The following is a 19155-nucleotide window of genomic DNA, read 5'->3' on the forward strand; positions in this document are numbered from 1 at the left end:
CAGCGCAACAAAAATACGAATTACGCTGCGAAAAAGTTCAAAAATTGCTTGAGCATTTTTGCAATGCAGAGAATTTCAGGGATGCTATCACAGTGCCATGACGTTGTTTTCCGCTTTCACTTCGCAAGAGTTGCTGCTCGCCTTCGGCGTCGCTTTCTTGGCCGGTTGGATCAAAGGTATGGTCGGGTTTGCGATGCCAATGGTGTTGGTATCCGGGCTAAGTATGATCCTGTCGCCTGATCTTGCCATTGCCGGTCTGATATTGCCGACAATTGTGACGAATGGCTTTCAGGCGTTTCGAGAAGGGGTGCCCGCAGCCATTGACGCCATCCGGCAGTTTCGGGTGTTTCTAAGTGTCGGATTGGTGTTCCTGCTTTTGGGCGCGCAACTGGTCAGTATTGTCCCGGAAAAGACGTTTGTGTTGATTATCGGCATTCCGGTGACGTTCTTCGCCTTGATTCAGATGTTGGGCTTGAAGCTGACGCTTGAAAAGTCCTCGGCCCGGATCGAGGCCAGCATCGGATCAATCGCAGGGTTTGTCGGCGGGTTGTCAGGGGTCTGGGGGCCGCCCACCGTTCTTTACCTGACTGCGCTGAACACGCCGAAGGCCGTACAGATGCGGGTGCAAGGCGTGATCTATAGTCTGGGTGCCGTGGCTTTGTTGGTGGCGCATCTGGGTTCGGGCATCTTCAATGCCCAGACTGCTCCGTTCTCGGCAGTTTTGATTTTGCCTGCGCTGATCGGCATGTGGGTAGGGCTGCAGTTACAATCACGTATTGATCAGGCGCGGTTCCGAAAGGTTACGTTGCTGGTCTTGCTGATTGCCGGACTGAACCTGCTGCGGCGCGGCATTCTGGGTTAGGTGCGGCTATCCGCAAAGCGGAACGCGAAATACAGTCCGAGCATCAGGAAGAACAGGCCCGAGATATCACCGATAAGGTAAGCGACGTATTCAACGCGCGCGCTGCCGAAGACCAGGTTGGTCAGCCCCGCGACAAGGAATGAGGTTATGACGCCGACCCCCATGATGCAGGACCAGCAGGGTTTGCGGTCGGTGCGCGGGAACAGGTCCCAGCCTACCCATTTCAAAAGGTAGAATACTGCCGGAACAGTGGTCACGGCAATTGCGATCGCCATGAGGCGGCTGGGCAGAAACACGTCAGAGCCACCAAGAAACGCGAACACAATAAAGACGCCCGGAAGTAAGGCGTAGATCGAACGCCAGCCAAGTAGCCACGCTGCCAGAACGCGCACACCGTGCGGCAGAAACAAAAGGCTGGCGCGGCTTGGGTATTCCGGAAAGAAAACATTCTGCAGCGGCATCAGAACCTCAAACGTGAGGAAGGATGCCACAACATAAGCCAGCGAAGCGTAGAAAGTGTCAGAGGCCCATTTGTGCACGGCGATCAACCACCATCGTGCAGGCAGAAGCCATCATCTGGGTGCATGAACGATATACCGACCCCGGTTCGCGCTGCCGCTTTGCGAAAGATAGCCTTTCTGCACAAGCGACTTCAGCGCGCGGAAAAATGTGGGGCGTGAAACACTTTGAACCAGTGTATGTTCGATCAGACCAAACGTGCGGACTTCCTGATCGGCCTTCGAAAGTTCTTCGGCAGCGTAATAGATATCGCGTTCCACCGGAGACAGTTGTTCAAGCCCCAGCGTGCGCTCCATGCTTTGCATAAGCTTACGTAGTTCGGTCAGTTTCGAGATTTCCGTCATGATCTTACCTGTTCTTTGCCTGTGTCATCCGCCGTCCAATTTCAGCGGGTGGAAACGTGCCGATTATTCAGCAAGTCTCGTATTGACACTCATCCCCTAATTTCTAGACTTACTTTCGATTGGGTTGCTCAGTTCGCGTGTTGTGAGTGCACGCTTGAGCGACCGCTAGGTTTTTTCACTTTCCGCCCGGTGCCAAGGCGCCGGGCTTTTTCGTCACAATGACACTTAGCGATACCGTAATCCGTGAATCCGGGCAATGAATTTGTATGCGCCATTGGCGTTATTCAACCCAGAAGAGATGACGATTTAGTGAGTCGCGCAAAGAGAAAAGGGGGCGAAAATCGCCCCCTGTCTGATTATCCGATTGCGACGGCTTTTATGTCCTCGTCGATGAACGGTAAGTACTGTTCAAAGTTCTCGGCGAACATTTGCACCAGCTTCTCGGCCTGTTTGTCAAAGGCGACCTGATCGTCCCAAGTGCGGCGCGGATCCAGCAGAACCTCGGCCACACCGGGAACGGAAACCGGCACATCAAAGCCGAAATTGGCGTCCTTACGGAACTCGGCATCGCGCAGCGACCCGTCCAGAGCAGCGGTTAGCAAGGCACGGGTGGCACGGATGGGCATCCGGCTGCCAACGCCATAGGCACCGCCGGTCCAGCCGGTGTTGACCAGCCAGCAGGTCGCGCCGTGCTGGGCGATCTTGTCCCGCAGCAAGTTGCCGTACTCTTCCGGGCGGCGCGGCATGAACGGTGCGCCGAAACAGGTCGAGAAGGTCGGCTGAGGCTCGGTGATGCCGCGCTCTGTTCCGGCAACCTTGGAAGTGAAGCCAGACAGGAAGTGATACATCGCCTGTGCTGGGGTTAGTCGCGCGATCGGGGGCAGCACGCCAAACGCATCACAGGTCAGCATGATGATGTTCTTGGGATGGCCACCCAATGCGCTGCTGGATGCGTTCGAGATGTACTCCAACGGATAGGCGCAGCGCATGTTTGCGGTCAGCGAGTCATCCTCGAAGTCCAGCTCCTTGGTTTCGGGGTCGAATACCATGTTCTCGATCACGGTACCGAACTTGCTGGTGGTCGCGTAGATTTCCGGTTCCGCCTCGGGGTTCAGGCTGATCGTCTTGGCATAGCAGCCGCCTTCGAAGTTGAAGGTGCCGCGATCGGACCAGCCATGTTCGTCATCGCCGATCAGGGTACGCGACGGGTCGGCGGACAGGGTGGTCTTGCCCGTGCCCGACAGGCCGAAGAATACGGCGGTGTCGACCGGGTTGCCGACGGCGTGGTTGGCCGAACAGTGCATCGGCATTACGCCTTTTTCGGGCAACATATAGTTCAGCAGGGTGAACACGGATTTCTTATTCTCGCCCGCGTATTCGGTGCCGCCGATCAGGATCATCTTGCGGTCGAAGTTCAGCGCGATCACCGTCTCGCTGCGGCACCCGTGTTTCTTGGGGTCGGCCAGGAAGCTGGGGCAGTTGATGATGGTGAAATCGGCTGTGAACTCGTCCAGATCCTCGCGATCCGGGCGGCGCAGCAGGTGACGGATGAACAGGTTGTGCCAGGCCAGTTCGGTGACCATGCGCACATTGATCGAATAGGCAGGGTCCGCCCCGCCAACGAGATCCTGCACGAAATAGTCGCGGCCCTTCATATGCGCCAGCATATCGTCATAGAGCGCGTCGAAGCCCTCGGGGCTCATCTCGGCGTTGTTTTCCCACCAGATCGTGTCGGCGACGCTGTCGGTTTTGACGACGTGCTTGTCCTTGGGCGAACGGCCGGTGAACTTGCCGGTCGTGACCAGAAACGCACCGCCATTGCCCAGTGTGCCTTCGCCGCGCTTCAGTGCCTCTTCGATCAGCGCCGGTTCCATGAAGTTGTAATAGACATTGCCCAGACCCTCGATGCCCTGATCTTCGAGGCGGAATTGCGGGTTAACCCGTCCAGATGTCATGTGTGTCTTCTCCTGTGGCGGCGCGAAGGCTTTGGGCCTGGTGCGCTCTTGGGGCAAATTGCCGGATCGTTCCGGCGGACAGGCGCGTCTTATCACGGTCATTTGGGGCATGAACAGGACGGTTTGGCGCAGTTAGCGCAACCAAGGTCAGGTTTAGCGCCATCACAAATTTCCTGTCGGAAATCATGGCGCTTTTCCGGCAACATTAACGGCTTTTTTGCCGCAACTGTGTGACAACAAACGCACGATTCGCAGATACGGATTGATTCGCGGCCTTAAAAACGCCAGAAATACCTTACTAATAACGATATAAAGCATGAGTGAGCAGGAATAGGGGCAAACCCGATGTCAAAGATTGCACTGGTGGACGACGACAGAAACATTCTGACGTCCGTGTCCATGACTCTTGAGGCCGAAGGCTTTGAAGTCGAAACGTACAACGACGGACAGGCTGCGTTGGACGCATTTAACAAGAAACTGCCGGATATGGCCGTTCTGGATATCAAGATGCCGCGCATGGATGGCATGGATTTGTTGCAGCGCCTGCGGCAGAAAACCCAGATGCCGGTGATCTTTCTGACCTCGAAGGATGACGAAATCGACGAAGTGCTCGGCTTGCGCATGGGGGCTGACGACTACGTCAAGAAACCCTTCTCACAGCGCCTGTTGGTCGAACGTATTCGCGCGCTGCTGCGGCGGCAGGAAGCGACTTCGGGTGATGTTGCAACGGCCAGCACGGGCGATGCCAAGGTCATGGAACGGGGTGAGCTGCGGATGGACCCGCTGCGTCACGCGGTCAGTTGGAAAGGTGCGGACGTATCCCTGACGGTGACTGAATTCTTGTTGTTGCAAGCCCTTGCGCAACGCCCCGGTTTTGTCAAAAGCCGTGATCAACTGATGGATGTCGCTTACGACGATCAGGTGTATGTAGACGACCGTACGATTGACAGCCACATCAAGCGTCTGCGCAAGAAAATGCGCGCCGCTGATTCAGAGTTTTCGGCCATCGAAACTCTGTACGGGATAGGCTACCGGTACAACGAAGAATAAGATTGACCGCTTAACAAAGGGTAGTTGGGCCTCGTGCGCGATACGGAACAAGCCAGCGAATTGCGGGACGGTGATGTGGTTCTGGGCGATGACTGGGTCATCCCCCAGGATCCTGACTCGGCCGAACTGGGGGCATCGCGCCGCAGTCGAAACCTGTTTTCGCTGCGCGGGTCGCCGCTGGCCCGAAAAATCATCACCTTTAACCTGATTGCTCTGGTTATTTTGGTCACCGGGCTGCTCTATCTGGATGACTCACGGGACGAACAGGTAAAGCAGACCGCGAGCAATCTGATGGGCGACGCCCAGTTGGTCAGCAACGTGTTCGAAGCGCAATTGCGCCAGAGTTCTGCCGCTCATTCGCTGAGCACGGCCGAGCTTGATGTTAAAGACACTCTTGCCGGGTTGAGCCTTCCAGAAGGCGGCGAAGTTTTTGTGTACGATGCGGCGGGAACTCTGATCGGTTGGACCCGTGGCGGTGCAACAAGCGCCCCAATGCCCAATCTTCTAAGGTCAGAAGCCGAAGTTCAGACCGGCAGCACCCTGATCAGCGATGCGCTGAACGCTGTCTGGAAAGGCCTGTCCAAGATTTTCACCAACGCCAACCCGGATGAGGCACCGACGCTTGCACAGCGCGTGCAGTCCCTGATCCCGACCGCGCTGCAAGGGCAGATGCAGGTGCAGGCCGTAAAAGATGCAGCAGGCGAAACGGTTATCGTTGCCGCTTCGCCCATTTCATTAGAGGGGTCGCCCGTCGGTGCTGTTGCGATGGCCGGACCTGCCGGTGAAATCGACGCTTTGGCCCGGCGCGAGCAAGAGCGCATTTTGCAGATGTTCGTGGTTGCGCTTTTGGTTTCCATCGGCCTGAGCCTTGTTCTGGCGTCGACAATTGCGAACCCGTTGGCAGACTTGGCCGCCGCCGCCGAGTCGGGCAAAGACCGCGGTGCGGGAGTAAACCCGGGACGAATTCGCATTCCCGACCTAAGTGCACGCCCCGATGAAATCGGTCGCCTCAGCCGGGCGCTGCGGGGCATGGTGAACGCGCTATACAACCGGATCGATTCGAACGAACAGTTCGCCGCCGATGTTTCGCATGAAATCAAGAACCCCTTGGCCAGCCTGCAATCCGCCGTCGGCACGCTTCGCATGGTCAAGCGGGAAGATCAGCGTGAAAAACTTTTAAGCGTGATCGAACATGACGTCCGTCGATTGGACCGCCTGGTCAGCGATATCTCGAACGCGTCACGCCTGGATGCGGAACTGGTCAAAGAAGAAGAACAACTCTTCGATCTGCTGAAACTGCTGGGCAATATCAGCCAGTACTTGGGGGAAGAGGCGCGGGGCAAAGGCGTGGATTACATCACCGATCTGCCGTCTCAGCCGATCGAAATAAACGGGCTTGAGGCGCGCCTGGCCCAGGTGTTTGTCAACCTGATCACAAATGCGATCTCCTTCTGCGAAAGCGGTGACGCCATTCGCGTCTGGGTGCGTCGCCGTGAAAACCGCGTTCTGATCGTCGTCGAAGACACAGGGCCGGGCATCCCGGAACAGGCACTGACCAAGGTTTTCAAACGCTTTTATTCGCAGCGCCCGGTGGAACATTTTGGCAATAACTCGGGCCTTGGGCTTGCGATCTCAAAACAGATCGTCGAGGCGCATGGCGGCGTGATCTGGGCCGAAAACATTCGTCCGACAGAGGCCGACGTTACATCCGATCCACTTGGTGCGCGCTTTGTCGTGGGTCTGCCCGTGTAGTCATGAGCGGTCGGGCCCTCGCAGACGTCGCGCATCAGAACACTGCCATTATACATGCCACATGTGTTGCCCTCGACGGGCGGGGTCTGTTGATCCTTGGTACCGCTGGGGCAGGAAAATCGGCCCTTGCGCTGCAGATGATGGCTTTGGGGGCAGGGTTGGTTGCAGATGACAGGGTTGTTTTAAGCATGGAAGCTGAAAAGGTCCTGATCGATGTTCCTCCAGAGATCCAAGGACTGATTGAGGCGCGCGGCGTCGGCTTGTTGCGTGCGCAATCGGTCGGGCAAGTAAATCTGAGCTATGTTGTTGATCTGGACCAGACAGAGACAGCCCGCTTGCCAGACGTAACGGAAATCCGTGCCCTGAGGCAAACTGTTCCCTTGCTACGCGGCGCGGGTGTCCCCAATTTGGCATCAGCTTTGATGCAATTACTCAAGATGGGGCGTGTAGACCCTGAATGGCCCAGCACATGACAACTCAGCGGCGCATCGTTCTGGTGACAGGACCTTCGGGCGCTGGCAGATCAACGGCGATCCGCGTTCTCGAAGACCTTGGCTTTGAGGCCATCGACAACCTTCCGATGGGGCTGTTGCTGCGCCTGCTTGAAGGACCCGCAACCGACCGTCCTATGGCGTTGGGAATAGACGTGCGGAACCGCGATTTCTCGACGATCGGGTTCATTGAACTGATCGCCAAAGTTCAACGCATGGACCATGTCGACATTTCAACCCTGTACCTCGACTGCGACGACGAAGTTTTGGTGCGCCGCTTTTCCGAAACCCGACGCCGCCACCCCGTCGCGTCAGATTCAAGCCCCGAAACCGGCATTCGGCAGGAAAAAGAACTACTCGCCCCGATCCGTGAAATTGCGGACACGTTGATCGACACCAGCCCGCTGAACGTTCACCAGTTGCGCGAAGAGGTCGAGCGCTGGTTCGCGCCGCAAGGTGGACGCCATCTGGCGGTATCTATCGAGTCCTTTTCGTATAAGCGCGGCTTGCCTCGTGGATTGGATATGGTTTTTGACTGCCGGTTTCTCGCCAATCCGTACTGGCGCCCGGAACTTCGTGCCGAAGATGGTCGAAACCCTGATGTGGCGCGCTATGTTCAGTCTGACGCGAACTATGCACCGTTTTTTGACCGTGTTGTCGATTTGCTTGAACTCCTGTTGCCTGCCTATCGCGCCGAAGGCAAAGCGCACCTTTCGGTGGCCTTTGGGTGCACCGGAGGACAACATAGATCCGTTGCTACCGCCGAGGCGGTCGCAAAGGCCCTTGCAGAGCAGGGGCAGCAAGTGGCAATTAGGCACCGCGAAATGGAACGTCGATCGTTGAATGTGAGGTCGGATTGATCGGGATCGTACTTGTTGCACATGGTGGGTTGGCTCAGGAGTACCTGGCCGCAATGCAGCATGTGGTCGGAAAACAGCCCGGCTTGGCCGCGATCTCGATCGAAGCGGATCATGATCGCGACGCCAAGCAGAACGAAATCTGTGTCGCCGCAGACAGTGTAGATGTGGGAGACGGTGTTGTTGTCGTAACCGATCTGTTTGGTGGCAGCCCATCGAACCTAAGCTTGCGCGCCTGCGCCCCGCAGGATCGGCGTATCCTTTACGGTGCAAATCTGCCTATGTTGATTAAACTGGCCAAATCCCGCCACTTGCCGATCGGCGATGCCGTCCGGCAGGCGATGGAGGCTGGACGCAAGTATATCAATGCGCAAAATGTGACGTTGGACGAAGACCGGATTGATTAAGAATGACGAACCGAAGCTTGAAAATAATCAATGAAAAGGGCTTGCACGCCCGTGCCTCGGCAAAGCTGGTCGAGGTGGTCGAAGGTTTCGACGCCCAGGCCGAAGTATCAAAAGACGGGCTTTCCGCCTCAGGTGACAGCATAATGGGTCTTTTGATGTTGGCAGCATCGCGCGGAACGACTATTGACGTCGAGACATCCGGACCGGATGCTGAGGCGTTGGCTGATGCGCTGGAAACCTTGGTGAACGACAAGTTCGGGGAAGGGTTCTGACGGCGCCTGCTGCGACATCAAGAACGGGAAGACCAGGATTTGGCGGAAACGACGCACGAGACCAAGACAGGCCCGGTTGTGGATGGGACCGAGGACCAGGGCGAAATCTACGATCGTAGAACCCTGACCTACGCAAACTCTTTCGACGATGCCTGGACTTCAACCGCTATCCGCGCCATCGAATGGTGTACGGGCAAACTGACCATTTTGCGTATGGTCAACAAATTCGAGAAGAAGAACGAATACTATCGCGGCCAACGGTTCTGGGGCGGCGCGCTTGAGGTTATGGGTATTAACCTGACTACACCTCAGGAACAGATTGCCCGCATCCCGAAAACCGGCCCGGTGGTCGTGGTTGCCAATCACCCCCACGGAATGGTCGACGGCATGATTCTGGCCGAACTGATCGGGCAGGTGCGCAGTGATTATCGTATCCTGACGCGCTCTGTTCTGACTGGTCTGGACGAGGCCGCGACGTCTTTCATGATCCCTGTCCCCTTTCCACATGATCCGGAAGCACAGGCCAAAATGCTTGAAATGCGCGGCAAGGCGATGGAGCACCTGAAAAATGGCGGAGTGGTCGCCTTGTTTCCGTCTGGTGTGGTGATGTCGTCTGATGACTGGTTCGGCCCCGCGATCGAGCGCGAGTGGAACGTGTTTACGGCCAAGATGATTCGCCGATCGGGCGCGCAAGTCGTTCCTATCTTCTTTCCCGGCAGAAACTCGCGGGCATACCAGATCGCCAACAAAATGTCCGCGATTCTGCGTCAAGGCCTGCTGCTGCACGAGATCGTTCGCTCCTGCAACAAACCGCAGTCACCGGTAATAGGTGATCCGATCTCAGAAGAAGACATGCAACTGCTCGAGCGCGACCCACGCGGCTTCATGGCTTGGCTGCGCAAGCACACATTGGGACTTGGTGAGTCGCTTAAACCCTGATCCGTCTCTTCATCTGGCCAAAAATATCCCGGGGGTGAGGCCGGATGAAATCCGGGCGAGGGGGCTGGCCCCCTTTACCGGGTCGGGACAGGCACTTCGCCTCGATAGTCATAAAAACCGCGCTGTGTCTTGCGCCCTAGCCACCCTGCCTCGACATATTTTGTCAACAAAGGGCACGGGCGGTATTTGGTGTCGGCCAATCCGTCATGCAGAACATTCATGATCGCCAAACACGTGTCCAAACCGATGAAATCCGCCAGCTCAAGCGGACCCATCGGATGGTTTGCGCCCAGTTTCATTGACTGGTCGATGGATTGAACATTCCCGACGCCCTCATACAGGGTATAAACAGCTTCGTTTATCATCGGCATCAGAATTCGGTTCACGATAAAGGCCGGGAAGTCCTCGGCGCTGGCTGCAGTTTTGCCAAGCCGGTCCACGACGGTTTTGCAGGCGCTGAATGTCTCTTCGTCGGTGGCAATGCCGCGAATCAACTCGACCAATTGCATGACGGGAACCGGGTTCATGAAGTGGAACCCCATAAAGCGCTCGGGCCGGTCTGTTCGACTTGCGAGCCGCGTAATGGAAATCGACGACGTGTTTGATGTCAGGATCGTATGTGGCTGCAAATGCGGCTGAAGATCTTCGAAGATCGCCTGTTTGATCGCCTCGCGCTCTGTGGCTGCCTCGATCACAAGGTCGGTCTGGCCCAGCTCGGGCAATTCAAGCGTGGTCTTGATGCGCTTCAGCGCGGCCTGCATTGCGTCGTCCGAGATTTTTCCACGCGATGCTTGTCGCGACATATTCCCTTCGATCGTTGTTATCGCGCTGTTAAGTGCGTCCTCGCTGACGTCAGTCAGCAAAACGTCGTAATCGGCCAGGGCAAGAACATGGGCAATGCCGTTCCCCATCTGACCTGCGCCAATCACTCCGACCGATTTTACATCCATATTCAGGTGCCTTTGTGCCACGGGTTATGGCGACAGTATCGGCAGTTTGGGGCAGGCGGCAAGAGGATCAAGCATCTGGATTTTGCTTCAAATGCGCACATTAGGTAATTCTCAAGATTTGCGGCTGCATGATGGCACCCGGGTGAAAAATGGGTGAGTGGTATGAGCTATCATCAAACAGGCTCGGGGGGACCCGAGGATGCCGTGTGCCAATATGATGGATCGCGGTTATGGTTTCGTGGGCCGCAGCGATCTTTGGATACGCCTTACATGGCATGTGTCGGCGGAACCGAAACCTTTGGGCGCTTTGTTGAACGCCCTTTTCCCTCGATTCTCGAGGGCAAACTGGACCGCAGGTGCCTGAACTTGGGCAGTCTTTTCTGTGGGGTGGACGCGCTGTTGCGGGATACTGGCCTGCGATCTTTGCTAAGTGGCGCAGAGATGTGTGTCCTGCAGGTCCCAGATATCCTGGGGCAATCAAATCGTTTTTATAGGGTGCATCCCCGGCGAAATGACCGGTTCCTTGCACCTACCGATGATTTGTGTTCGCTTTACCCCGAGATCGACTTCACGGACGTGCATTTCGTGCATCACCTTGTGTCTCTGTTGAAGGGATATCAGGACGCGCGGTTTGAGGCGGTTGCCGAAGACCTGCGTAAGAATTGGGTCAGGTTGCTGTGCGATCTGTTGAACTCTCTGAAGGCACCTGTGATCCTCTTGAATCTGGATGTCCGGCGGCAGTCCGACGACTGTGAATTTGGTACAGAAGCCCAAGTCCCTGTTTCAGCAGAAATGCTAGAGGCTGTCCGTCCCTATTGCATTGATGTTGTAGACCTGTCCGTTAACGTTTCTGGCCAGTCCGAGGATTTGGAAGACATGTTGTTTGGAACATTGCAGCAGCCGATGGCCGAGCACATGATCGGCCCCGCTGCACACAGGAAAATTGCCGAGGCCCTTTCGCGCCGTATTCGGGACTTACAATGAAAAAGGCCCGCCGTTTGGCGGGCCTTCTGTTTAAAGCGAAGCGTGGGTTTAGCCCAGTTTCTCAGTCAGTTCCGGTACCGCCTGGAACAGGTCGGCAACCAGACCAAAGTCAGCAACCTGGAAGATCGGCGCTTCTTCGTCCTTGTTGATCGCAACGATGACCTTGGAGTCTTTCATGCCCGCCAGGTGCTGAATCGCGCCCGAGATGCCGACAGCAACATACAGGTCCGGTGCAACAACCTTACCGGTCTGACCCACCTGCCAGTCGTTCGGCGCATAGCCCGAGTCGACCGCCGCACGCGACGCGCCAACAGCGGCGCCCAGCTTGTCGGCCAGGGTTTCGATCAGTTTGAAGTCCTCTTCCGAGCCGACACCACGGCCGCCAGAGACAACAACGCCAGCCGAGGTCAGCTCGGGACGGTCGCTCTCGGCAACCTTGTCTTCAACCCAGGAGGACAGACCAGCGTCAGCACCGACCGAGATGGTCTCAACTGCAGCCGAACCGCCTTCGCCTGCCGCATCAAAGGACGCGGTGCGGAAGGTGACGACTTTCTTGGCGTCGTTCGACTTGACGGTCTGGATCGCGTTGCCCGCATAGATCGGACGCTCGAAGGTCGCGCCGTCAACCACGCCAGACGCATCGGATATCACCATCACATCCAGCAGCGCAGCAACGCGCGGCATCACGTTCTTGGCGTCGGTGGTGGCAGGGGCAACGATGTGCTCATACCCGTCGGCCAGACCCACGATCAGTGCTGCGGTCGATTCCGCCAGGCGGTGGCCCAGCGACTCGTCTTCAGCGACCAGAACCTTGGAAACACCGTCGATCTTCGCAGCGGCCTCACCAGCAGCAGCGGCAGAGCCGCCTGCGGCCAGAACGGTCACGTCACCCAGAGCCTTTGCGGCGTTGACGGCTTTGGCGGTAGCGTCCAGCGCCAGTTCACCATTGTTAACTTCGGCGAGAAGAAGAACAGCCATTACACAGCCCCCGCTTCTTTGAGTTTCGCAACCAGCTCGTCAACCGAGCCTACGACGATACCAGCGGCACGCGCCGGCGGCTCTTCGGTTTTGACGATTTCCAGACGGGGCGAGACGTCGACGCCGTAATCGGCGGCAGTTTTCTCGTCCAGCGGCTTTTTCTTCGCCTTCATGATGTTGGGCAGCGACGCATAGCGCGGCTCGTTCAGGCGCAGGTCAACGGTTACGATGGTCGGCATCTTGACGCTGATGGTCTGCAGGCCGCCGTCAACCTCACGGGTGATCTTGGCGCTGTCGCCTTCAATGTCGACTTCGGACGCAAAGGTGCCTTGGCTCCAACCCAGCAGAGCCGACAGCATCTGACCGGTGGCGTTCATGTCGTTGTCGATCGACTGTTTGCCCGCCAGAACGAGGCCCGGCTGCTCTTCCTCGACCACTTTGGCCAGGATTTTTGCAACGGCCAGCGGCTCGATGTCCTGATGCACGTCATCGGCTGCAACAACCAGAATGGCGCGGTCAGCGCCCATGGCCAGAGCGGTGCGCAGCGTTTCCTGCGCCTGCTTGACGCCGATCGAAACGGCAACAACTTCGTCGGCCTTGCCCGCTTCTTTCAGGCGGATCGCCTCTTCCACGGCAATCTCGTCGAACGGGTTCATCGACATTTTGACATTGGCGAGATCGACACCGCTACCGTCCGCTTTCACGCGGACCTTCACATTATAGTCAATCACGCGTTTGACAGGCACGAGTACCTTCATTTTGCGCTTTCTCCTTACAAATCCGGTAAGCCGCGAAGCGACTCCACCAATGCTCTCGGGGGTCTGAATAGCGTTTCAATTCGAATGGCAACAGAGCAAAATCGTCACGTCATGGTCTTGGGACGTCGCGTTTCGTATTTTTTGACGCTACGGCGCGCAATATTATTGCTGAGTCATTAAGGGGTTCAGTGGCTGGGCTCTCTTTTTTGGCCCGGCCATTGCCACCAAGACGCTGTGCCGCATTCAGCGGTTCGCGCCCGGAACCCACAACACGTCCCGCGTGCCGTTTTCATTGGCGCAGCGGGCAGCAACGAAGAACCAGTCGCTTAGGCGGTTGAGGTATTTCACCGCGACCTCGTTGACGGGTTCCATATTCGTCAGCTCAACCGCCAGTCGTTCAGCCCTGCGGGAGACGGTACGACAGACATGCAGATGAGCCGCCAGGCGTGAGCCACCCGGCAGGATGAAACTGCGCAGCGGCTCAAGTGTTTCGTTCATCACGTCAATTTCAGCCTCGAGGCGGTCAATCTGTGCGGGTACGATTCGCAGGGGGGGATAATCCGCCTCGGCGTCTTTTTCCATGTCGGGGCGGCAGAAATCAGCCCCCAGATCGAACAGGTCGTTCTGGATTCGCGACAGCGCAGCTTCGACTTCGCCCTCGGCCTCGGTACGGGCGACGCCGACAAAGGAATTCAGCTCATCCACGGTGCCATAGGCTGCCACGCGGCCCGAATACTTTGCGACGCGTTCGCCATTACCCAACGCGGTTTTCCCGTCATCGCCGGTGCGCGTGTAGATTTTGTTGAGAACGACCATCTATTGAACCCCCTGCCCACGGAGCCAGACGTAGAGCACGATCAAAACCACGGCAATGAATTGAAACAGGATGCGAAGTCGCATCATTTTGTTGCTTTTCATCGCGGCTGCCTTGCCGCTTTTGCCGAAATTCGAGATGCCGATCGCCAGCACCACAACAACAGCAGCCATGGCCAACAATAGAACGACCATCAAAAGGTCCATGAGTACACCGTCCGCGTTACTTGTTTCGATGGGCTATCATCTAGCCTCAGACGTTCAAAAAGCGAACGGGTAATTTCGCCTCAGACGTCCGACAGGATGCGATCAATTGTGCGCGTGGGCAGGATCCGCCGCAGCCACCCGGCGATATAAGTCGGCATGGTGACATAGTAGCGGGCGCGCGGGCGTTTGGATTCCACCGCATGTGCCAGCTTGTCGGTCACCGCCGATGCCGGCAGTTCGAACCGATCGGGCCCTGAGGATTCGTACAGTCTTTTCAACAACGAGGCTTCGTATCGGTCGCGTAGGGCCGAGTCTTGCCAATTGATGAAACGCTCGAAAACCGGGATCGAGTTTTCGCGGATTTTGGAGGTGATGGGGCCGGGTTCGATCAGGATGACCTTTATGTCTGTGTCGGCCAGCTCCAACCGCAATGTATCGGTCAATCCTTCAACCGCATATTTGGTTGCCACGTAAGCGCCCCGCCAAGGATAGGCGACCAGACCGAGAACAGACGAATTTTGAACGATTCGCCCGTGCCCCTGCGCGCGCATGACGGGGATGACCTGCCGCGTGAGGTCGTGCCAGCCAAAGAAATTTGCCTCGAAGATCGCGCGCAGGCCATCTGTTGGCAGGTCTTCCACCGCACCGGGAAGACCATGCGCACCATTGTTGAACAATGCATCGAGCGTGCCGCCTGTCTTATCCAAAACATCCTGCAGGCCGGACGTGATGCTGTCACTGTCGGTATAGTCGATCCGGGGGCTTTCAAAACCCTGCGCTCTCAGGCGATCGCAGTCACGTTGCTGCCGACACGAGGCAAATACGCGCCAGCCGCGTGCCCGCATTCCATGCGCCGCGTCCAGCCCAATCCCCGAAGAGCAGCCGGTGATAAGAATTGTCTTCTGCATGGTCTTCCTGCCTCTTGCCTTGCACCAAAGCTATGGCGGGGCAGGGGGCAGGACAATGTCAGCGCCGCGTCAATCTGCGGTTTTTCTGACCAGAGATGCGGAAATCCATCCGACCTGTTGCTCGGGCAACACGCGCAACCTTAGCCAGCCGGTGCCTGAATCACTGAGGACTTCAACCTTTTGGCCGATGGATGCTTTGCCGATGACAGGATAGATCGTCCCCGGACCGTCGCGCATATTCACCCGCGTTCCCGAGATCTCGCGGATGTCCTTTTGTGGCTCTTCGTAAGCTGATGGTTCCACAACCTCTTCGGGCTGGGTTTCAGCGATCTGGCGCAACCCGGTTATGCCGTCTTCGAGGGACGCCAAGGTGATGTTGGCACTTTGATCGGCAAAAGCCGACAGGCCCGAGAATGTCTCGAGGCTGGAGGGTTCCGGCAGGATTTCCACGATCTCTTCTTTGGCCAAGATCGGTTTCACCCGCACGGTTGGCGTGCGCAGGGCGACATTGGTCACCAATTGCTCGGCGCGGGTGTGTTGCAATGGCACAGGTTCGGGCGCAACGGCCACGCGCTCGGGTTGGGCGGTGCGCAGTCCGCGCGGCTCAAAATCAGGGCCGCCGCTCATGACGTAAAAACACCATCCGAGCGCGGCAAAAGTAACAACAACAAGGCGCGACATGGCGCATCCCCCGGTAATCGAAAAAGGTAAAAAAGGCAGCAGTTCAATTGAAGAGAGCCTACCATAATTCACGATCGGAGTCGAAAGATTGGGGGAAATCCTAAGCTTGCCTCCCCCTGTTGCAAAAAGCGCCACTTGTCCCCAGCAAAATGCGCGCTGGTTGCTTTACCGCGGCGCGCTTGCGTCGTATCACATCATATATGAACGACACGATCGACGACCCCAACATGGAGGCCCCCGATGGCGGGGGCGAGGTGGCTGAACCGCTGCGCCGCGCGATTGGCGAACGCTATCTGACCTATGCTTTGTCGACCATCATGCACCGGGCCTTACCGGATGCGCGCGATGGTCTGAAGCCGGTTCACCGGCGAATCCTTTATGCCATGCGTGAGCTGCGACTCAGCGCGACGGGGGGATTCCGTAAGTCGGCCAAGATTTCCGGCGACGTGATGGGCAACTATCACCCGCATGGTGACGCCGCGATTTACGACGCGATGGCGCGCTTGGCGCAGGACTTTAACGTCCGCTATCCGCTGGTCGACGGGCAGGGGAATTTCGGCAATATCGACGGCGATAACCCGGCCGCCTCGCGGTACACCGAGGCGCGGATGACCATCGTGGCCGAGGCGCTGCTTGAGGGGCTGAACGAAGACGCTGTCGATTTCCGCGACAACTATGACGGTACGCTGACTGAACCTGTCGTGTTGCCGGCACAATTCCCGAACCTGCTGGCCAACGGGGCCAGCGGTATCGCGGTCGGCATGGCGACGAATATCCCGCCGCATAACATCTCGGAACTCTGTGATGCCTGCCTGCATCTGATCAAAACGCCGGATGCGCGCGACGACACATTGTTGAACTACGTGCCCGGTCCGGATTTCCCGACAGGTGGCGTGATCGTCGAGCCGCCCGAGAACATTGCGCAAGCCTATCGCACCGGACGCGGGTCGTTCCGCCTGCGCTGTAAGTTCGAGGTTGAAGATCTGGGCCGTGGTCAGTGGCAGATCATTGTCACCGAGATTCCCTATCAGGTTCAGAAATCCAAGCTGATCGAAAAGATCGCCGAACTGATCCAGACCAAGAAAATCCCGATCCTCGCCGATGTACGCGACGAATCTGCCGATGACATCCGCCTGATCCTTGAGCCGCGTTCCAAGAACGTGGACCCCGAGGTGTTGATGGGAATGCTTTATCGCAATTCGGACCTTGAGGTGCGGTTTAGCCTTAACATGAACGTGTTGATCGACGGCGTGACGCCCAAGGTCTGCTCGATGAAGGAAGTGCTGCGCGCCTTCCTCGATCACCGGCAAGAGGTCCTGCTGCGTCGTTCACGTCACCGTATGGCCAAGATCGACCACCGGTTGGAAGTGTTGGAGGGCTTTATCGTTGCCTTCCTGAACCTTGATCGTGTGATTGACATCATCCGCTACGACGACGACCCCAAAGCCGCGCTGATGCGCGAGGATTGGGGCATCGACCATGTCCGGGCAACTGATGAGTCCGATTATGTCTCGCCCAAACCGGGCGAGGGCGAGTTGTCCGAGGTTCAGGTTGACGCGATCCTCAACATGCGCCTGCGCAGTCTGCGCCGTCTGGAAGAGATGGAACTGGTGCGTGAACGCGATGAACTGATGCTGGAACGCGCCAACCTCGAAGACCTGCTGGCCGATCCCGCCCTGCAATGGGCCAAGATCGCCGAGCAGTTGAAAGAGACCAAGAAGACCTTCGGCAAAGACTACGAAGGTGGTGCGCGCCGCACCCAGTTTGCCGAAGCCGGGAACGTCGAAGAAGTGCCACTTGAGGCGATGATCGACAAGGAACCGATCACGGTCGTGTGCTCTCAGATGGGGTGGATTCGCGCCATGACGGGTCACATTGACCTGAAGCGTGAGCTCAAGTTCAAGGATGGCGACGGTCCGCGCTTTATCTTCCATGCGGAAACCACCGACCGTCTGCTGGTGTTTGCGTCGAACGGACGGTTCTACACGGTCAGTGCGGCCAACCTGCCCGGCGGGCGGGGTATGGGCGAGCCGCTGCGCCTGATGGTGGATCTGCCGAACGAGGCGCAGATTATCGACATCATGATCCATAAGCCGGGGCGCAAACTGCTGGTGGCCTCGGATGCTGGCAACGGTTTCATGGTGCCAGAGGATGACGTTCTGGCCCAGACCCGCAACGGCAAACAGGTGCTGAACGTCAAGGGAGACGAAACCGCTATGATCTGTAAGCCGGTCGAAGGCGACCATGTGGCCGTGGTATCCCAGAACGGTAAGTTCCTTGTGTTTCCCGTCGAAGAGCTTCCCGAAATGGGGCGTGGCAAAGGTGTTCGTTTGCAAAAGTACAATATGGCGCGCGGACGGCAGGGAACACTTGAGCTGGATGGAGGGCTGTCGGACCTCACGACCTTTGACTGGGCAGAGGGGCTCAAATGGTCCATGGGAGGGGATAAAACCCGGCATGAGGCCGATATGTCCCAGTGGCTTGCGAAACGCGCCAGCGTTGGGAAAAAGCCGCCATATGGCTTCCCGAGGGACTATAAATTCTCGTGATCGCGCCGCCGCGACAGTCAAATTCCGTCGATGCAGCTTGGCACAAGCCCGGTTGGTGCGCTAAGTCAAAGAAAAACAGGCCTATCGAGACGAGATCATGTTACGCATTCTAACCTTGATAACCGGATTGACCCTGCTTGGCGCATGCGCGCAAACGCAGCTATACGAAGAGCCCGAGTCGTTGGGGGAGTTCAAGCTGCGCGTGAACTATGCCTTTGCCGAAAAGGCTGTGCAGGGTCCCGTTTCCCGCGATGCCACGCCGGATGAGTGGACAGCAGCGATTCAGAACGCCGTGGATGTCCGCCTAGGCCGGTATGAGGGCGCGCAGGAATACGACATCGGCATCAGTCTCGAAGGATACATGCTGGCCCCGCCGGGTATTCCGGTCATCTACAACCCCAAAAGCACGGCGATTGTTTTGGTCAACGTCTACGACGTGAAGAACAAGGAATTCCTGGCCAAGGGAAAACAGTTTCAGGTTCTGGAAGATACGACCGGTGAAAGTGCCCTGACCGGGTCGGGAAATACCCGCACCAGAGAAGAACAAATGAGCGGTCTGGCCCTGAAGGTTGCGGACCGAGTCGAAGAGTGGTTGGCCGAAGAACATGAAGAGAATGGCTGGTTCCAACGCCGCCCTGACCTGATACAACCTCTCGAATCCGGCGAGCTCACGCAAAATCCGGCATCATGAACGGGTTTTAACGCAGGATGTGCTTGATTTTCCCCTGCGAACCAAATATCTCGCGCGCGCAGATGTAACCACGGGACCAAGGGTCCCCCAAATCGCAAAAGGGCGCCTGAGGAATGGCAAAGGAAAAGTTTGAGCGTACAAAACCGCACGTCAACATCGGCACGATTGGCCACGTTGACCATGGTAAA

Annotated in this window: 21 protein-coding genes; 11 read left to right on the forward strand and 10 right to left on the reverse strand. The window is 57.2% G+C overall.

Annotated elements, in window-relative coordinates; translation table 11 throughout:
* Nucleotides 1-97: 97 nt before the first annotated feature.
* Nucleotides 98-862: a sulfite exporter TauE/SafE family protein gene (locus RUESEDTHA_RS16575; RefSeq protein ID WP_180887816.1), complete on the forward strand. Its 765-nt coding sequence runs from the start codon at nt 98-100 to the stop codon at nt 860-862.
* Here RUESEDTHA_RS16575 and RUESEDTHA_RS16580 read toward each other — a convergent pair.
* The 3 genes from RUESEDTHA_RS16580 to RUESEDTHA_RS16590 form a co-directional block, all read right to left on the reverse strand.
* Nucleotides 859-1401 (reverse strand): hypothetical protein, encoded by a 543-nt coding sequence (locus tag RUESEDTHA_RS16580; RefSeq protein WP_255431788.1) that lies wholly within the window; start codon nt 1399-1401, stop codon nt 859-861. The two genes, RUESEDTHA_RS16575 and RUESEDTHA_RS16580, sit on opposite strands and share 4 nt — an antisense overlap.
* Before the next feature lie 33 nt (nt 1402-1434).
* Nucleotides 1435-1725: a hypothetical protein gene (locus tag RUESEDTHA_RS16585; RefSeq protein ID WP_171125248.1), complete on the reverse strand. Its 291-nt coding sequence runs from the start codon at nt 1723-1725 to the stop codon at nt 1435-1437.
* A gap of 356 nt (nt 1726-2081) precedes the next feature.
* Complete coding sequence (locus RUESEDTHA_RS16590; RefSeq protein WP_180887817.1) at nt 2082-3680, reverse strand: phosphoenolpyruvate carboxykinase; 1599 nt, start codon at nt 3678-3680, stop codon at nt 2082-2084.
* A gap of 345 nt (nt 3681-4025) precedes the next feature.
* Here RUESEDTHA_RS16590 and RUESEDTHA_RS16595 point away from each other — a divergent pair, with 345 nt between their 5' ends.
* The 7 genes from RUESEDTHA_RS16595 (at nt 4026) to RUESEDTHA_RS16625 (ending at nt 9448) form a co-directional block, all read left to right on the forward strand.
* Nucleotides 4026-4730 (forward strand): response regulator transcription factor, encoded by a 705-nt coding sequence (locus RUESEDTHA_RS16595; protein WP_180887818.1) that lies wholly within the window; start codon nt 4026-4028, stop codon nt 4728-4730.
* Nucleotides 4731-4763: 33 nt separating this feature from the next.
* Entirely contained in the window at nt 4764-6482 is a 1719-nt protein-coding gene (locus tag RUESEDTHA_RS16600) for a sensor histidine kinase (protein ID WP_180887819.1), read from the forward strand.
* A gap of 89 nt (nt 6483-6571) precedes the next feature.
* Nucleotides 6572-6955 carry an HPr kinase/phosphorylase gene (locus RUESEDTHA_RS16605; RefSeq protein ID WP_370456806.1) on the forward strand — a complete coding sequence of 128 codons (384 nt, stop codon included), beginning with the start codon at nt 6572-6574 and terminating at the stop codon, nt 6953-6955.
* Nucleotides 6952-7833, forward strand: coding sequence for an RNase adapter RapZ (gene rapZ, locus RUESEDTHA_RS16610; RefSeq protein WP_180887821.1), 882 nt, complete (start codon nt 6952-6954; stop codon nt 7831-7833). The genes RUESEDTHA_RS16605 and rapZ overlap by 4 nt, the downstream gene beginning before the upstream one ends.
* Entirely contained in the window at nt 7830-8237 is a 408-nt protein-coding gene (locus RUESEDTHA_RS16615) for a PTS sugar transporter subunit IIA (protein ID WP_171125234.1), read from the forward strand. The genes rapZ and RUESEDTHA_RS16615 overlap by 4 nt, the downstream gene beginning before the upstream one ends.
* A 2-nt stretch (nt 8238-8239) precedes the next feature.
* Nucleotides 8240-8509, forward strand: coding sequence for an HPr family phosphocarrier protein (locus RUESEDTHA_RS16620; protein ID WP_170428736.1), 270 nt, complete (start codon nt 8240-8242; stop codon nt 8507-8509).
* 39 nt (nt 8510-8548) lie between these two features.
* Entirely contained in the window at nt 8549-9448 is a 900-nt protein-coding gene (locus RUESEDTHA_RS16625; RefSeq protein WP_171125232.1) for a lysophospholipid acyltransferase family protein, read from the forward strand.
* A 74-nt stretch (nt 9449-9522) separates the two neighbouring features.
* On the opposite strand, the gene RUESEDTHA_RS16630 is transcribed toward RUESEDTHA_RS16625, so the two are convergent.
* A complete protein-coding gene (locus RUESEDTHA_RS16630) occupies nt 9523-10398 on the reverse strand; it encodes a 3-hydroxybutyryl-CoA dehydrogenase (RefSeq protein ID WP_180887822.1) in 876 nt (291 codons plus the stop codon).
* 162 nt (nt 10399-10560) lie between these two features.
* Here RUESEDTHA_RS16630 and RUESEDTHA_RS16635 point away from each other — a divergent pair, with 162 nt between their 5' ends.
* A complete protein-coding gene (locus tag RUESEDTHA_RS16635; protein ID WP_219635876.1) occupies nt 10561-11382 on the forward strand; it encodes a DUF6473 family protein in 822 nt (273 codons plus the stop codon).
* 48 nt (nt 11383-11430) lie between these two features.
* Here RUESEDTHA_RS16635 and RUESEDTHA_RS16640 read toward each other — a convergent pair whose 3' ends face one another.
* The 6 genes from RUESEDTHA_RS16640 to RUESEDTHA_RS16665 all read right to left on the reverse strand — a co-directional run bounded on the left by RUESEDTHA_RS16640 (nt 11431) and on the right by RUESEDTHA_RS16665 (nt 15727).
* The gene (locus RUESEDTHA_RS16640) at nt 11431-12360 is read right to left on the reverse strand and encodes an electron transfer flavoprotein subunit alpha/FixB family protein (RefSeq protein ID WP_180887823.1); all 930 of its coding nucleotides are present in this window, start codon (nt 12358-12360) and stop codon (nt 11431-11433) included.
* Complete coding sequence (locus RUESEDTHA_RS16645; protein WP_180887824.1) at nt 12360-13118, reverse strand: electron transfer flavoprotein subunit beta/FixA family protein; 759 nt, start codon at nt 13116-13118, stop codon at nt 12360-12362. Before RUESEDTHA_RS16645 ends, RUESEDTHA_RS16640 begins: the two co-directional genes overlap by 1 nt.
* Nucleotides 13119-13361: 243 nt before the next feature.
* A complete protein-coding gene (locus tag RUESEDTHA_RS16650; protein WP_171125226.1) occupies nt 13362-13934 on the reverse strand; it encodes a cob(I)yrinic acid a,c-diamide adenosyltransferase in 573 nt (190 codons plus the stop codon).
* A complete protein-coding gene (locus tag RUESEDTHA_RS16655) occupies nt 13935-14138 on the reverse strand; it encodes a twin transmembrane helix small protein (RefSeq protein WP_180887825.1) in 204 nt (67 codons plus the stop codon).
* A gap of 80 nt (nt 14139-14218) precedes the next feature.
* Complete coding sequence (locus tag RUESEDTHA_RS16660) at nt 14219-15046, reverse strand: SDR family NAD(P)-dependent oxidoreductase (RefSeq protein ID WP_180887826.1); 828 nt, start codon at nt 15044-15046, stop codon at nt 14219-14221.
* A gap of 69 nt (nt 15047-15115) precedes the next feature.
* The gene (locus tag RUESEDTHA_RS16665; RefSeq protein WP_255431789.1) at nt 15116-15727 is read right to left on the reverse strand and encodes an SH3 domain-containing protein; all 612 of its coding nucleotides are present in this window, start codon (nt 15725-15727) and stop codon (nt 15116-15118) included.
* Nucleotides 15728-15927: 200 nt separating this feature from the next.
* On the opposite strand from RUESEDTHA_RS16665, the gene parC reads away from it, so the two are divergent.
* Both parC and RUESEDTHA_RS16675 read left to right on the forward strand, forming a co-directional pair.
* On the forward strand, nt 15928-18276 hold the full coding sequence (parC, locus tag RUESEDTHA_RS16670; RefSeq protein WP_180887827.1) for a DNA topoisomerase IV subunit A: 2349 nt from the start codon (nt 15928-15930) through the stop codon (nt 18274-18276).
* Nucleotides 18277-18373: 97 nt separating this feature from the next.
* Nucleotides 18374-18967, forward strand: coding sequence for a hypothetical protein (locus RUESEDTHA_RS16675; RefSeq protein ID WP_180887828.1), 594 nt, complete (start codon nt 18374-18376; stop codon nt 18965-18967).
* Nucleotides 18968-19155: the final 188 nt, after the last annotated feature.

It is taken from the genome of Ruegeria sp. THAF57 (genome assembly GCF_903914075.1).
Taxonomy (GTDB): domain Bacteria; phylum Pseudomonadota; class Alphaproteobacteria; order Rhodobacterales; family Rhodobacteraceae; genus Ruegeria.

What these genes read in the sequence shown, in the direction of transcription:
- RUESEDTHA_RS16620 (WP_170428736.1), top strand. Translation starts at nt 8,240, where the DNA reads ATGACGAACCGAAGCTTGAAAATAATCAATGAAAAGGGCTTGCACGCC.
- RUESEDTHA_RS16585 (WP_171125248.1), bottom strand. Translation starts at nt 1,725, where the DNA reads ATGACGGAAATCTCGAAACTGACCGAACTACGTAAGCTTATGCAAAGC.
- RUESEDTHA_RS16640 (WP_180887823.1), bottom strand. Translation starts at nt 12,360, where the DNA reads ATGGCTGTTCTTCTTCTCGCCGAAGTTAACAATGGTGAACTGGCGCTG.
- RUESEDTHA_RS16665 (WP_255431789.1), bottom strand. Translation starts at nt 15,727, where the DNA reads ATGTCGCGCCTTGTTGTTGTTACTTTTGCCGCGCTCGGATGGTGTTTT.
- RUESEDTHA_RS16590 (WP_180887817.1), bottom strand. Translation starts at nt 3,680, where the DNA reads ATGACATCTGGACGGGTTAACCCGCAATTCCGCCTCGAAGATCAGGGC.
- rapZ (WP_180887821.1), top strand. Translation starts at nt 6,952, where the DNA reads ATGACAACTCAGCGGCGCATCGTTCTGGTGACAGGACCTTCGGGCGCT.
- RUESEDTHA_RS16630 (WP_180887822.1), bottom strand. Translation starts at nt 10,398, where the DNA reads ATGGATGTAAAATCGGTCGGAGTGATTGGCGCAGGTCAGATGGGGAAC.
- RUESEDTHA_RS16575 (WP_180887816.1), top strand. Translation starts at nt 98, where the DNA reads ATGACGTTGTTTTCCGCTTTCACTTCGCAAGAGTTGCTGCTCGCCTTC.
- RUESEDTHA_RS16660 (WP_180887826.1), bottom strand. Translation starts at nt 15,046, where the DNA reads ATGCAGAAGACAATTCTTATCACCGGCTGCTCTTCGGGGATTGGGCTG.
- parC (WP_180887827.1), top strand. Translation starts at nt 15,928, where the DNA reads ATGAACGACACGATCGACGACCCCAACATGGAGGCCCCCGATGGCGGG.
- RUESEDTHA_RS16635 (WP_219635876.1), top strand. Translation starts at nt 10,561, where the DNA reads ATGAGCTATCATCAAACAGGCTCGGGGGGACCCGAGGATGCCGTGTGC.
- RUESEDTHA_RS16650 (WP_171125226.1), bottom strand. Translation starts at nt 13,934, where the DNA reads ATGGTCGTTCTCAACAAAATCTACACGCGCACCGGCGATGACGGGAAA.
- RUESEDTHA_RS16655 (WP_180887825.1), bottom strand. Translation starts at nt 14,138, where the DNA reads ATGGACCTTTTGATGGTCGTTCTATTGTTGGCCATGGCTGCTGTTGTT.
- RUESEDTHA_RS16675 (WP_180887828.1), top strand. Translation starts at nt 18,374, where the DNA reads ATGTTACGCATTCTAACCTTGATAACCGGATTGACCCTGCTTGGCGCA.
- RUESEDTHA_RS16645 (WP_180887824.1), bottom strand. Translation starts at nt 13,118, where the DNA reads ATGAAGGTACTCGTGCCTGTCAAACGCGTGATTGACTATAATGTGAAG.
- RUESEDTHA_RS16595 (WP_180887818.1), top strand. Translation starts at nt 4,026, where the DNA reads ATGTCAAAGATTGCACTGGTGGACGACGACAGAAACATTCTGACGTCC.